The following is a 13,522-nucleotide window of genomic DNA, read 5'->3' as shown; positions in this document are numbered from 1 at the left end:
GCGCGGGCGCGGGCGCGGGCGCGGGAGTGGGGTCAGGTGGTCAGCCAGGTGGTGGCGCGGGTGCGGATGGGGGCGGGGATCTCGTGGGAGCCCGGGAACTCGTCGTAGGTGACGTCGCAGCCGAGCGCGCGCAGGCGGGGAACCAGCCGACGGCTGCACACGTCCACCGGCAGGACGGGGTCCCGTGTGCCGTGCGAGACGTAGACCCGGGGCCGGCCGTGGGTCACCAGCGGCGCGGCGAAGCCGGGGGAGAAGGCCAGCACCGCGTCGACCAGGTCGCCGTTGGTCAGGCCCAGGGAGAGGGCGTACGAGGCGCCGTCGGAGAACCCGCCGAACGCCACCCGCGCCACGGGGTAGCCGGCGAAGGCCGTGGCCAGCAGGCCGTCGATGCGCCGTACGTCCGTCCCGAAGCCCTCGCCGCCGATCAGGTCCCAGCTGCTCGCCACCGCCTGCGGGGCGACCAGCAGCAGCCGGTGCGCGTCGGCTTCCGGAAGCAGCAGGTCCAGCCCCTGCCGGGCCGAGCCGCCGGCCCCGTGCAGGAGCAGCACCAGCCGGTACGGCGGCCCGTCGACCGGCTCCGGGGCGTACACCATCGCCAGCGCGGCACCCCGCGGGTCGGTCAGCGAGGCCAGCCCGGGGGCGGCCAGGGCGGTCGGCGGCGCGGGACGCGCGGCGAGCCGGCCGTGCCGGGGGTTCTCCTCCGGCTGCCGGTGCGGTGGCGCGGGCTCGGTCACCGGATCACCGCTCCTCGTCCTGGGCGGGCATGCGCCGGCGGTTACCCGCCAACCCGACGCGCAATCCCACCAACGCGTTCCCCCTACGGGCGTGCTCGGCGGGCGGCGCGGTCGTCCATCGGTGCGTCCCGCCGGCGCGGTTGTCGCCGGGGCCGGCTCATCCGCTGACGCGGCGGACCAGCCGGGACGGGAACATCGTCGCCGGCGGCACCGGTCGCCCGCCCAGCACGGCCGTCGCCGCCGCCGTGGCGATCTGCGTCACCGGATGCGTCGCCGTGGTCAGCGCGGGGGTGGTCATCGCGGCGAACGGGATGTCGTCGAAGCCGGTGACCGCGACGTCCCCGGGCACCTGGACGCCGTCGCCGCGGAGCCGGTCGATCACCCCGAGCGCGGTCGCGTCGCTGCTGCCGACGATCGCGTCGGTGTCCGGCCAGCGCTCCAGCACCTCCCGGGCCGCCGCCCGGCCGCGGTCCGCGCTGAAGTCCCCCGGCACCAGCCGCTCGGGCAGGGCGGCGTCGCGCACGATCCGCCGGTACGCGCCGACCGACCGGCCGGCGCAGGACAGCCAGCGCGGCCCGGTCACCATGGCGATGCGGCGGCGCCCGGTGGCGTACAGGTGCCGGACCACGGCCTCGGTGCCGCCGTCGTTGTCCACGTCGAAGGCCGGGACGAGGGCGGAGCCGATGCCGATCGAGGCCACCCGACCGCGCAGCCGCGCCGGGATCGCGTCCAGCACCCCCTCGGTGGTGTTGATCAGGACGACCCCGCCGACGCTGCGGTCCCCGGCCAGCCGGCGTACCTCGCCCGGCGACCGGGTGGGCAGCCAGTGCAGCGTCACCCCGAGCCCGTGCGGCGCGCAGACCCGGGCGCACGCGCCGAGCACCCGGTGGACGTACGGGTCGTCGAGGACCGTCGCGGCGGTGCCGGTCACCGCCACCACCAGCCGGAACCCGGTGCCCTGGACGAGCGCGCGGGCGGCCGGGTTCGGCGCGTAGCCGAGCCGGTCGGCGGCGACGTTCACCCGCTCGCGGGCGGCGGGGGAGGCGTAGCCGGTGCCGGCGAGCACCCGCGAGGCGGTGGCCCGGGAGACGCCCGCCGCCCGGGCGACGTCCTCCAGGGTCGGTGGTCGGTGTGTCGTCGCCATTCCGGTCCTCCCCGTCGTCGGCCGTCGCGGCGTGGACGGTCGACCGAATCATCCCCCTCCGGCGCGTCCACGGTAAGGGGTGGGACCGGGTTGTCCTGAGAGCGCTCCCAGGTGTGGGATCGGGCGGTAGACCACCCGAGGCGAGAGGACCGCCACCGTGAGCCGCACCATTGCCCCGCCCGCCGCGCCGCGCCCGGCCGTGCCCCGGGCGGTGCTGGCCGCCCGTACCGGCGTGGCCGTGGTCTTCGCGCTCAACGGCCTGGCCGTGGCCACCTGGTTCTCCCGGGTGCCCGCCGCCCGGGACGCGCTCGGGCTCAGCGCGGGCCGGCTCGGGCTGCTGCTGCTGGCCATGTCCGTCGGCGCGCTGCTCGCGATGCCCACCGCCGGCCTGGTGGCCCAGCGGCTCGGGGCGGCCCGCACGGTCGCGCTCTCCACCCTGCTCCTCGCGACCGGGCTGACGGTGACCGGGGTCGCCGCCGTGGCCGGCTCCCTGGCCGGGGTCGCGGTGGGGCTGTGCGCCGTCGGCTACGGCTCCGGCCTCTGCGACGTGGCGATGAACGTCGAGGGCGCGGCGGTCGAGCGGCGGCTGGGGCGGACGATCATGCCCCGCTTCCACGCGGCGTGGAGCCTCGGGTCCGTGGCCGGTGCCGGGCTCGGCGCCGGGGCGGCCCGCCTCGACGTGCCGGTCGCCGCGCACCTCGCCGCGCTGGCTGCGGTGGTGCTGCTCGGCACGTTGCTGGCCGTCCGGTCGTTCCTGCCGGTGGCCGAGAGCGGCACCGCCTCCGCGTCGGCCGCTCCGGCCGAGCGTCGCCGTGAACTGCTCGCCGCCTGGCGGGAGCCCCGCACCCTGCTCGTCGGCCTGCTGGTGCTGGTGTCGGCGTTCGCCGAGGGCAGCGCCAGCGACTGGCTGGCGGTCGCCTTCATCGACGGCCACGGCCTCAGCGAGGCGGCCGGGGCCGCGGTCTTCGGCGTCTTCGTCGTCGGCATGACCCTGGGCCGCACGGCAGGCACCGTCGCGCTGGACCGGTGGGGCCGGGTGCCTGTCCTGTCCACCACGATCCTGCTCGCCACGCTCGGCGCGGGCGTCGCGGTGCTCGCCGACTCCGGGCCGGTGGCGATCGCCGGCGTCGCGCTCTGGGGGCTCGGCGCGTCGCTGGGCTTCCCGGTGGGGATGAGCGCGGCGGCCGACGACGAGCGCCGGGCGCCGGCCCGGGTCAGCGTGGTCGCCGTGATCGGCTACACGGCGTTCCTCGCCGGCCCCCCGCTGCTCGGCCTGCTCGGCGACCGGGTCGGCACCCTGCGGGCCCTGCTCGTGGTGCCACTGTTGCTGCTGCCCACCCTCGCCCTGGTGCCGGCCACCCGCGCGCCGGCCCGCTGAGCGGTCACCCGGGCCCGCGCTCGTCCGCCGCCCCGTCGGGGGCGGGTCCGCGTGGCGGCGACCGGCCCGCGCAGCGGGCTCCCAGGTGCGGCGCAGGGGACTGCCAGGTGGCGGTGCTGCACTGGGGAGACGCCGAGGAGAGGAGCACGGGCATGGGCTGGTTCAACCGGCGGTCGCGCGCCGCCGACGCGACCCCGACGAAGCTCGACCGCGAGGCGACCCGGGAGGACCTGGCCGCGCTGGAGGCGTTCGTGGCCAGCCGCCGGGGCGTGGAGTTCTACCTGGAACCGGAGACCACGGCGACCGACACCACCGTGGTCGCCATCGCCCACGACGGCGAGTGGATCCGCCGTCGCACCGGCTCGCCGCGCGCCGCCGGCTCCATCGCCCGCAAGCACGCGGTGCCGCTGTACGAGGCTGCCCGCACCGGCTACCCGGAGCGGATGCGGGTGTGGAACCGGGCCCACCCGGAGCGCCACGCCCGCTGAACCGCCCGTTGAACCGCTCGCTGGACGGCCCGTTCAGCCGGCGACGGCCCGGGCCAGGGCGAAGCCGACCGTGGCGGCGCCGAGGCCGGCGGCCACGCTGGACAGCACGTTGACCAGCGCGAGGAACCGCCGGCCCCGGCGCGCCAGCCGCAGCGTCTCGTACCCGAACGTGGAGTACGTGGTCAGCGCACCGCAGAAGCCGGTGCCGAGCAGGGCGCCGACGGTCGGGCCGACGGGCAGCCCGGCCAGGAGACCGAGCAGCAGCGACCCGGTCACGTTGACGGTCAGCGTGCCCCACGGGTAGGCGCTGCCGAGCCGGGCCTGCGCCGCCCGGTCGGTGAGGTAGCGCAGGGGCGCGCCGACGGCCGCGCCGAGCGCGATCAGCAGGACGGTCACCGGCCGGCCCCGCGCTGTGGCCGGCCGTGGCGGGCGGCGTCGAGCAGCCGGCCGGCGGCGGCGTCGCCGAGCCAGACCGCGACCAGCGCCCCGAGCAGGGTGGCGGCCAGGTAGCCCAGGGCGATCTCCGGCGCGCCGGCGTCGAGCGCCAGGCGGACGTCCACGGCGTACGTGGCGAAGGTGGTGTAGCCGCCGAGGACGCCCACGCCGAGGAACGGGCGCAGCAGCGGTCGGCGGCCACCGGAGCGCTCCAGCGTCGCCATCAGGACGCCGATCAGCAGGCACCCGGTCAGGTTGACGGCGAAGGTCGCCCACGGGAAGCCCGTCGGGCCGTGCGGGACGGCGTGCTGGAGGCCGGCCCTGGCCAGGGCGCCGAGCGCACCGCCGGCCGCGACGGACCCGAGCACCGCGCCGGGGCGGGTGGCCAACTCGCCCCGGTCGGCGGGTACGCGCAGGTCGACGTCGGGGTCGACCCGCGGATCCGGTCCGGTCACCTCGCCCTCCCCGCCGGTGCCACGGATGTGACCTCGGCGCGCCCGCCAGCCTAACGTCCGGGTGCGTTGGTCCCGGGCGTGCGGGCCGGCGTACCGTACCGGGACCGGCGGTCGAGGGGGCCGCCCCGGGCGGGCGTGGAGCGGTCGATGGGCGGGACGGGGCGGTCGTCGGGCGACGGCGGGACGGCTGAGGTGGCCGGGCGCGACGCCGCGTACGCCATGTTCGCCGCCGACGTCGCCAGCCGGGGGCTCGGCATCGAGCTGGTGGAGGCCGCCGGCGGCGCGGCGGTGGCCCGGATGCGGGTGACCGCCGCGATGGTCAACGGCCACGCCATCGCCCACGGCGGGTTCGTGTTCCTGCTCGCCGACACCGCCTTCGCGCTGGCCTGCAACAGCCACGGCCCGGCCACCGTCGCCGCCGGCGGCGAGATCAGCTTCGTCCGTCCCGCCCGCGAGGGTGACCTGCTGACGGCGCACGCCACCGAGCGCACCAGGTACGGCCGCAGCGGCATCTACGACGTCACCGTCACCCGGGACGACGGCGCGGTGGTGGCCGAGTTCCGGGGCCGCAGCCGCACCCTGCCCCCGACCGCCGGCTGAACCCGCCGCCGCCCGGGCCGCTTCGTCCGGCGCCCCCCCACGACGGGCTCCGGCGCGGCTAGCATCGGCGCGGTGCGAGTACTGGTGGTCTCCGCGCCGTTGATCGGGCACGTCGCTCCGCTGCTGCCGCTGGCCGCCGCACTGCGCGACGCCGGGCACGAGGTGCTCGTCGCCACCGCCGCCGACGGGCTGCGGGCGGTGCGCCCCGGGCTGCCGGTGCGCGACGTCGCGCCCGCGTTCGACTTCGGCCGCATCGCCCGCCGCGTGCTGCTGCGCCACCCGCTGACCGCGCGGGCCGAACTGGCCGGCACCGCCGGCACCCGGGGCGCCGGGCTGCTCTTCGGCGCCGTCAACGACCAGCTCGCCGATCCGGTGGTCGCCCTCGCCGGGCGGTGGCGACCCGACCTGGTGGTCCACGAGCCGTTCGCGGTGGCCGGCGCCCTCGCCGCCGCGACGCTCGGCGTGCCCGCCGTACGCCAGGAGAACGCCCTCTTCGACGGCCGCGAGCTGGCCCGGGCGACCCTGGCGCGGCTGGGCCCGGCGCTGCGCCGGCACGGCCTGACCGCGCTGCCGCCGCCGGCCGCCGCGATCGCCGTCGCCCCGCCCAGCGTGCTGCGTCAGGACGGCTGGCCGATGCGCTACGCCACCGAGGCGGGCGGCGAGCTGCCGGGCTGGCTGCGCGAGCCGGGGGAGCGGCCCCGGGTGCTGGTCAGCCGCAGCACCGTCGCCGGCCCCGGCAGCGCCGGACCGATGCCGGCCGTCGTCGCCGTCGCCGACCGGGTCGACGCCGAGTTCGTGCTGGTCCGCCCGGAGGCGCGGCTTGCCCGCCGGGCGCTGCCCGGCAACGTGCGTACGGTCGACTGGATCCCGGTCCCCGCGGCCCTGCCGGCGAGCGCGGCGCTGGTCCACCACGGCGGCGCGGGCAGCGTCCTGAGCGCGCTGATCGCCGGGGTGCCGCAGCTGGCCACCGTCGGGGCGGGCGACCGGCGGCACAACGCCGAGCTGGTGGCCGCGCGCGGGGCCGGGATCGCCGCCCGCACCCGCGACATCACCGCCGACACCCTGACCCGGCTCGTCGCCGACACCACGCTGCGCGACGCGGCGCGGCAGGTCAGCGCCGAGATCGCCGCCATGCCGGGGCCGAGCGAGCTGGTGCGGCGACTGGAATCGCTGGGCTGACCGGGCGCCGGCGGCGGCGGGTCAGCGCGGCGGCCCGGCCCTGTCGCATTCGTCAGACAGAATGTCCCGATGGGACACGTCGTGCTGTTTCATTCCGTCTACGGGCTGCGACCCGCCGTGCTGGCCGCCGCCGACCGGCTGCGCGCCGCCGGCCACCACGTCGTCACCCCCGACCTCTACGGCGAGCCGGCCGTCGCCACCATCGAGGAGGGCTTCGCCCTGCTCGAGCGGATCGGCGAGCCGGCGGTGATGGGGCGGGCCCGGGCCGCGCTGCTCGAGGCGCCACCCGACGCGGTGCTGGCCGGGTTCTCCATGGGTGCCGCGGTGGCCGGCGCGTTGCTCAGCGAGCGGCGCGAAGCCGCCGCGTTGCTGCTGTTGCACAGCGCCGGAGGCGCACCGGAGGCGGTCCGCCCGGGCCTGCCGGTGCAGCTGCACATGGCCGACCCGGACGAATACCCCCCGGAGCCCGAGCTGAGCCGGTGGCAGCGGGCGATGTCCGGGGCGGGCGCGGACCTGAGCGTCCACCGCTATCCCGGCGTCGGGCACCTCTACACCGACCCCGACCTGCCCGAACACGACTCGGCCGCCAGCACCCAGACGTGGGAACGGGCGCTCGCCTTCCTCCACGGTCGCTGACCGGTCACCACGCCGTGCGGGCGGGGCGCCCGCGGTCAGCCGAGGCGGGCCAGGTCCTCGGGGGTGAGCCGGATCGCCCCGGCCGCCACGTTCTGCGCCAGGTGCGCCGGGTCGCCGGTGCCGGGGATGGCCAGCACGTGCGGGCCCTGGTGCAGCGTCCAGGCCAGGCGGATCTGGTGCGGGGTCGCGCCGTGCGCCCGCGCCACCGCCCGTACGGCCTCGTCGTGGTCGCCGCCCGCGCCCGCCTCCCGCCCGGCGCCCGCGATCGCGAAGAACGGCACGAAGGCGATCCCCCGCTCGCCGCAGACCCGCAGCAGCTCGTCGGCCCACCGGTTCACGTCGAGGGCGTACGCGTTCTGCACGCACACCACCGGCGCGATGTCCCGCACCTCGTCCAGGTGGTCCACCCGCACGTTGGACAGGCCGAGATGCCGGATCAGCCCGGCGTCGCGCAGCTCGGCCAGGGCGGCGAACCGCTCCGCCACCGAGTCGTGCCCGGGTCGCCGGACGATCCGCAGGTTCACCACGTCCAGGTGGTCCCGGCCGAGCCGGAGCAGGTTCTCCTCCACCTCCCGGCGCAGCTCCGCCGGGCCCAGTTCCCGGTGCCGGGTCGCCTCGTCGAAGGACGGCCCGACCTTGGTGGTGACGACCAGGTCGTCCGGGTACGGCGCGAGGGCCTCGCGGATCAGGTCGGTCGCGTACCGGGGCGAGCCGGTGCCGACGCCGAGCGGTCCGCCCGGCGAGACGTAGAAGGCGGCGGTGTCGATGTGGTTGACGCCCAGCTCGACGGCCCGGCGCAGGACGCGGACGGCACGTGCCCGGTCCGGGTCGACGGTGAGCCGCATGGAGCCGAACCCCATCCGGTGCACGGTGCGGTCGCCGAGCGTCCAGGTGCCGGCGGCGGAGGCGGTGGTTTCTTCGACAGGCATCGGGCGAACCTAGCCAGCCGGCCCCGGGGCGCGCACTCGGTCGGCCGCCCGATACCGCCCGGATCGGGTATCCGTTAGCTTGGATCGTGGGGGAGATCCCCTGGCCGCCCCTCCCGCACCGCCGCGACCGGCACACCGCCCGCTCACGCCGCGACCGGCGTGCCGCGTGGCAGGGCCCGCCTCGGCCGCTGCCCGCGCCCCTGCCGCCGCGCCGAACCCTGCCGCCGCGCCGAACCCTGCGCCCCGAGGGCTTCCGGCGCAGCGGGGCCGGCCGGGTGCGCGGCGAGGTCGTTGGCCGTGACGGCGGTGGACCTGCCGGTCTTCAGGTCGATGACGACGCGGTCGCGCGCGGTCGTCGGAGCGGGGCCGGCCGAGGGGCGGCGATCGCGGGCCGCGCCCCAGCCGCGCAGCTCCACCACCCCGCCGCTTCCGGCATGTTCCGCGGGGACGGCGACCAGCGGACCGGGCGCGGAACGCGCCCCCGGCAGCGCCGCGACCCGGGGCACGTCGGCGACCTGGACCGCGCGGGCGGACCGGGGCGGGGCGGCGGGACGGGGCGCGGCGGCGGACCGCCGCAGTGGTGCCGGGTGTGACCCGCGAGCGTTCCGGGCCGCCGGGCGGTCGGCGTCGACGCGCGCCGGCCGCACGTCAGCGGTGGGGGCGTGCACGACCACGCGTACCGGCACCGGCACCGGCAGCGCAGCCTCCGCCGGCCGCCCGGCCCGGCGGGCGAACGCGGCACGCGCCGCTCTCGGCAGCCGGGCGTACGCGACCTCGCGGACCACCGGGTCGGCGACGGCGTACCGGCCGTCGGGGCGGGTGACCAGCAGACCCGTCGCGGCCAGGTCGCGCAGCACCGGGGCGGCCCGCCCGGGGGCCCAGTCGAGCAGGCGCGCCACCGTCGCGGCGGTGATCCCCGCGCCGACGGTCGCGACGGCCATCAGCACGGCCCGCCGCGCCCCGTCCAGGCGGTCCAGCCGGGCGTCGACCACCCGGCGCACCGCCTCCGGCACGGACCGCCCCGCGTCCGGCGACGCCACGTACGCGGCGGCCCGCCCCGGATTGCCGCCGACCAGCGGCAGCAGCCGGGCGACACCCGCCGTCGGCCGGTCGGCCCGGCCCAGCAGGTGCCGCAGCAGCCGTCCGGTCTCCACCGGGCGCAGCGGCGGCACCGCCAACCGGTGCCGCCGGTCCCGCGGGCCGGGCAGCACGTCCGTCCACTCGGAACGGTGCAGGGTCACCACCACCAGCGGCAGCGACCGCGCGGTGGCCGCCGCGAAGAGCCGGTGCAGGAAACGGTGCACCGTCGCGGTGGCCCGGTCGAGGTCGTCCACCGCCACCATCACCGGCTGCCGGGCGGCGAGCCCCAACAGCGCCTCCCGCGCCACCTCGGCGCCCCGCGCCGCGTCGCCGGAGCCGTCCGGCGTGCCCAGCAGCGCCTCCAGCGCGTACACCGCCTCGGACAGGCCGGTGGGCGGCACCAGGTCCGTGAGGGCGGCGGTGAGCCGTCGCCGTACCGTCGCGGGCGGCTCACCGGCGCGGAGGCCGGCGAGCCCGCGCACCAGGTCCGCGACGGGCGCCAGGGGCTCCGGGTACGGCGGGCAGTGCGCGACGCACCAGCGCACCGGCGCCCCGTCCACGGTCCGTGCCGCCAGGGTCAGCTCGTGCAGCAGCCGGCTGCGCCCGCTGCCGGCGGGACCGACCAGCGACAGCCAGCGCGGGTCGCGGCCCCGCACGGCCCGGACGATCAGGTCCCGGGCAGCGGCCAGTTCCCGTCGCCGCCCGACCAGCGGCCCCTCGTGGCGGGTCGGGGCCGGTCGGGTCGTGCCGGTGGCGTGCCACACGTCGACCGGCAGCGCCTTGCCGGCCAGGACCACCGGCGGTACGCGGCGCTGGTCGACCAGCCCCTCGGTGGCGCGGTGGGTGGCCGCGCAGAGCGCCACCCCGCCCGGCGGGGCGTACTCCTGCAACCGCGCGGCGGTGGTGATCACCGCGCCGCTGGCCACGCCGTGCCCGCCGTCGCGCGCCGCGGCGAGGTCCACCAGCGCCTCACCGGTGGCCACCCCGGCCCGGACCCGGAGGCGCGGCGCGCCGGGCGGCGGTCGCCGGTCGAGGGCCCCCTGGATCTCCAGCGCCGCCCGCACCGCCCGGTACGCGTCGAATCCGTCGGACCGGCGGGCACCGAACAGGGCCATCACCGCGTCGCCGACGTACTTCTCGACCACCCCGTGCCACCGGCGCAGCACCCCGCCCACGGTGTCGAAGTACGCCCGTTGCAGGATCCGCACGTCCTCGGGGTCGAGCCGCTCGACGAGCGCGGTCGAGCCGACGATGTCGACGAACAGCACGGTGACGAGACGTTTCTCCTCCGGTACCGGCCAGCCTGCCGAGGTGGAACGCTGCGAACCGGCGACGATGGTGGCCATGGGCATCGCACCCGCCTTCCCCACGGTGCTGACGACGCCTCGGACACTGTCACCGATGGGCTGACGGGGGATCTGCCGAACGACGTATGTCCACCCTGCGCAACCGTCGGTCGCGATGTCGACGCGAGGAGTACCACAGGCGCGAAAGACCCGTAGAACGGTTCGGGGGCACTTGACTAGGCTGCGTGCCATGGCCAGCGACGTGGACACCGCACCACTCGTCGGCCGGGCCGACCTGGTGACGACAGTACGGTCCGTGCTGCTCGACGACGTCACGCAGGGGAGCACCGCCGCCGTCTTCCTCACCGGCGAGAGCGGCGTCGGCAAGACCCGGCTGCTGCGCGAGGTGGGCACCAGGCTGCGCGACGCCGGGGCCCTGGTGCTCACGGGCTCCTGTCTGGACATCGGCGACGCGTCGCCCCTGCACCCGCTGCTCCAGGCGCTGCGCCGCCTCGACGCCGAACTGGCCGGCTCCCAGGCCCGGACGTCCTCGGCGGTCCGTGACCTCCTCGGGGTGTTCGCCGAGGAGACCGCCGGCCCGGACGGCGCCGGGGCGCTGCTGGAGCGGGTCTCGCGGGGGCTGCACCTGATCGCCGAGGGGCGCCCGCTGGTGCTCGTCCTGGACGACCTCCAGTGGGTCGACCGCAGCACCCGCCAGCTGCTGCTCTACCTGCTGGCCGGGTTGGGCGACCTCCAGTTGTCGGTGCTCGCGGCCGTACGGGCGGAGTCGTTGCAGGGCGCGCACCCGCTGCGCCGGGTGCTCACCGAGCTGCGCCGGCTGCGTACGGTGCGGGTGCTCGACCTGGCCCCGCTGGACCGGGCCGGCACCGACCGGCTCGCGGCCGCCGTGGTCGGCCGGCCGCTCACCGGCGAGGCGGCGGAGCTGGTGTGGCGGCGCAGCGGCGGCAACCCGTTCGTGGTGGAGGAGCTGGCCCGCGACCTGCGTGACGGCCGCGACGGGCTCTCCGACACGCTGCGCGAGATCTTCCTGGCCCGGGTGGACGCGCTGCCGCAGCACGCGCACGCCGTGGTGCACGCGGTGGCGACCGGCGTCGAGCCGGTGGCACACTGGCTGCTGGCCCGGGTGGTGCGGTTGCCCGAGGACGAGCTGATCGAGGCGGCCCGGGCGGCGGTCGCCCACCGGCTGCTGGTGAGCGCGGACGACGGCTACCGGCTGCGGCACCGGCTGGTCGCCGAGGTGCTGGAGCACGAGCTGCTGCCGGCCGAGCGGGCCGCCCTGCACCGCCGCTACGCCGAGGCGCTCACCGCGGCCCCGGCGGAGCTGCACCAGGCGCGCCTGGCGCACCACTGGCGGCTGGCCGGCGAGCCGGCGCGGGCGTTGCCGGCGGCGATGGCCGCGGCCCGGGAGGCCGAGCGGCTGCACGGCTGGGCCGAGGCGCACCGGCACTGGTCGGTCGCGTTGCAGCTGGCCGCCGCGCCGGGCGTCGCACCGCCGGACGTGGACCGGGTCACGCTGCTCAGGCACGCCGCCGAGGCCGCCCACCACTGCGGCGAGCACGCCCGGGCGCTGACCCTGATCGAGGAGCTGGCCGCCGCCGACGCCGACCCGTCGGCCTGTGCGCTGCGCATCCGCCGGGCCCGCTACCTGGCCGCCGCCGGCCGCTCGGCGCCGGCCGAGGCCGAGTACCGGCTGGCCCTGGAGGCCGCCGACTGCACGCCCCGGGAGCGGGCCACTGCCGCGGCACACCTGGCCGAGCTGCTGCTGCACCTCGGCCGGTACGCCGACGCGGGCCGGCGGGCCCGGGAGGCGTTGGAGCTGGCCGCCGAGGTGCCGGGCTCCACGTCGGAGGTGGTGCTGGCCAGCGCCGCGCTCGGCTTCTCCGAGGCGTACCTGGAGGACCCGGACGCCGGGCTGGCGGTGATGCGCCGCGCGCTGGAGACCGCCGAGCGCTCCGGTCGCCCGGAGGACGTGGCGTGCGCGTACCTGCACCTGGCCGAGCTGCTGACCGGCCCGCTGAACGTGCTGGAGGAGGGCGTCGTGGTGGCCCGCCGGGGCGCCGAGCGGATGGCCGAGCTCGGCCTGGGCCGCACGTACGAGACCCGGCTGCTGGCCATCGCCACGAACGGGCTGTTCCGCGTCGGGCAGTGGGCCGAGGCGGAGAAGGTCGTCGCGGCGGCGTTGCGGCACCGCCCCTCCGGCGCGGACGCGGTGGAGCTGCTGCTGGCACGCTGCCGGCTGTCGGTGGGCTACGGCGACGTCGAGGCCGCGGACCGCGACCTGGACGCGGTGGCCACGATGCTCGCCGGCGGCGGGGCGCGGCACGTGATCCCGCTGCTGACCCTGCGGGCGGGGCTGGCCATGTGGCAGGGCCGACACGACCTGGCCCGGCAGGCGGTGCAGCGCGGCCTGACCGAGAGCCGCTCCGACGACGTGGGCATCCTCGCGGCGCTGGTGTGGCACGGGCTGCGGGCCGAGGCCGAGGCGCACGCCGGCCGCACGGTGGCCGTCGACCCGACGGCGGTGCGGCGGCTGCGGGAGGTGGCCGACCGGGTCGCCCGCAAGAGCGGGCACGCCGCCCGCCCGGTGCGCGACGTGGTGGACGGCTTCCTGGCGCTGTGCGCCGCCGAGGTGAGCCGCCTCGACAGCAGCGACCCGGAGCTGTGGGCCCGCTCGGTGGCGCAGTGGGACCGCCGCCACCACCCCTACCCGGCGGCCTACTCGCGGCTGCGGCAGGCCGAGGCGCTGCTGGCCCGGCGCAGCCGCAGCGCCACGGCGGCCAAGCTGCTGCGCCAGGCGTACGAGGTGGCGCAGGGGCTCGGCGCGGTGCCGCTGACCTCGGAGATCCGTACCCTCGCCGGCCGGGCCCGGGTGTCGCTGGAGGAACGCCCGGCCACCGGCGCTCCGGCCGCCGGGGCGGACGGCGACGAGCTGGCGGCGCTGACCGCCCGGGAGCGGGAGGTCCTCGCCGCCGTCGCCGAGGGGCTCACCAACCGGGAGATCGGCCAGCGGCTGTTCATCAGCGAGCGCACCATCGGCGTGCACGTCTCGCACATCTTCGACAAGCTCCAGGTCCGCACCCGGGTGCAGGCCAGCGCGATCTTCCTACGCAACCGGCCCGGCTGACGCGCGGCGCGGATACGTCGTTCTACTGATCCG

12 protein-coding genes are annotated in these 13,522 nt (G+C 77.9%); 6 read left to right on the top strand and 6 right to left on the bottom strand.

All coding sequences use genetic code 11. From position 1 onward, the window contains the following. Window positions 1–32: 32 nt before the first annotated feature. Window positions 33–734 (bottom strand): alpha/beta hydrolase, encoded by a 702-nt coding sequence (locus AC0OO9_RS01440; RefSeq protein ID WP_484514930.1) that lies wholly within the window; start codon window positions 732–734, stop codon window positions 33–35. Window positions 735–891: 157 nt separating this feature from the next. Further along, window positions 892–1,878 (bottom strand): LacI family DNA-binding transcriptional regulator, encoded by a 987-nt coding sequence (locus AC0OO9_RS01435; protein ID WP_484514928.1) that lies wholly within the window; start codon window positions 1,876–1,878, stop codon window positions 892–894. 157 nt (window positions 1,879–2,035) lie between these two features. On the opposite strand from AC0OO9_RS01435, the gene AC0OO9_RS01430 reads away from it, so the two are divergent. Both AC0OO9_RS01430 and AC0OO9_RS01425 read left to right on the top strand, forming a co-directional pair. Continuing rightward, window positions 2,036–3,256: an MFS transporter gene (locus AC0OO9_RS01430; protein WP_484514926.1), complete on the top strand. Its 1,221-nt coding sequence runs from the start codon at window positions 2,036–2,038 to the stop codon at window positions 3,254–3,256. 152 nt (window positions 3,257–3,408) lie between these two features. Then, window positions 3,409–3,744, top strand: a complete 336-nt coding sequence (locus AC0OO9_RS01425) for a hypothetical protein (RefSeq protein ID WP_484518113.1) — start codon at window positions 3,409–3,411, stop codon at window positions 3,742–3,744. Window positions 3,745–3,777: 33 nt separating this feature from the next. Here AC0OO9_RS01425 and crcB read toward each other — a convergent pair whose 3' ends face one another. Next, window positions 3,778–4,140, bottom strand: coding sequence for a fluoride efflux transporter CrcB (crcB, locus tag AC0OO9_RS01420; RefSeq protein WP_484514924.1), 363 nt, complete (start codon window positions 4,138–4,140; stop codon window positions 3,778–3,780). Next, window positions 4,137–4,634, bottom strand: a complete 498-nt coding sequence (locus AC0OO9_RS01415; protein ID WP_484514922.1) for a fluoride efflux transporter FluC — start codon at window positions 4,632–4,634, stop codon at window positions 4,137–4,139. Before AC0OO9_RS01415 ends, crcB begins: the two co-directional genes overlap by 4 nt. A 147-nt stretch (window positions 4,635–4,781) precedes the next feature. Between AC0OO9_RS01415 and paaI the strand changes: the two genes are divergently transcribed. The 3 genes from paaI (at window position 4,782) to AC0OO9_RS01400 (ending at window position 7,049) form a co-directional block, all read left to right on the top strand. After that, window positions 4,782–5,234, top strand: coding sequence for a hydroxyphenylacetyl-CoA thioesterase PaaI (paaI, locus tag AC0OO9_RS01410; protein ID WP_484514920.1), 453 nt, complete (start codon window positions 4,782–4,784; stop codon window positions 5,232–5,234). 72 nt (window positions 5,235–5,306) lie between these two features. After that, window positions 5,307–6,413 (top strand): nucleotide disphospho-sugar-binding domain-containing protein, encoded by a 1,107-nt coding sequence (locus AC0OO9_RS01405; protein ID WP_484514919.1) that lies wholly within the window; start codon window positions 5,307–5,309, stop codon window positions 6,411–6,413. Window positions 6,414–6,482: 69 nt separating this feature from the next. Next, window positions 6,483–7,049 (top strand): dienelactone hydrolase family protein, encoded by a 567-nt coding sequence (locus tag AC0OO9_RS01400; RefSeq protein ID WP_484514917.1) that lies wholly within the window; start codon window positions 6,483–6,485, stop codon window positions 7,047–7,049. 35 nt (window positions 7,050–7,084) lie between these two features. Here the strand turns inward: AC0OO9_RS01400 and AC0OO9_RS01395 are convergent, their stop codons facing one another. After that, the gene (locus AC0OO9_RS01395; protein WP_484514915.1) at window positions 7,085–7,978 is read right to left on the bottom strand and encodes an aldo/keto reductase; all 894 of its coding nucleotides are present in this window, start codon (window positions 7,976–7,978) and stop codon (window positions 7,085–7,087) included. Window positions 7,979–8,121: 143 nt separating this feature from the next. After that, window positions 8,122–10,410 carry an AAA family ATPase gene (locus tag AC0OO9_RS01390; protein WP_484514913.1) on the bottom strand — a complete coding sequence of 763 codons (2,289 nt, stop codon included), beginning with the start codon at window positions 10,408–10,410 and terminating at the stop codon, window positions 8,122–8,124. A gap of 184 nt (window positions 10,411–10,594) precedes the next feature. Between AC0OO9_RS01390 and AC0OO9_RS01385 the strand changes: the two genes are divergently transcribed. After that, entirely contained in the window at window positions 10,595–13,489 is a 2,895-nt protein-coding gene (locus AC0OO9_RS01385; protein ID WP_484514911.1) for a helix-turn-helix transcriptional regulator, read from the top strand. Window positions 13,490–13,522: the final 33 nt, after the last annotated feature.

This window comes from Micromonospora sp. USAFONa4, from assembly GCF_057197825.1.
The sequence above is the reverse complement of the archived record's forward strand: the minus strand, read 5'-3'. Positions and strand labels throughout refer to the sequence as shown.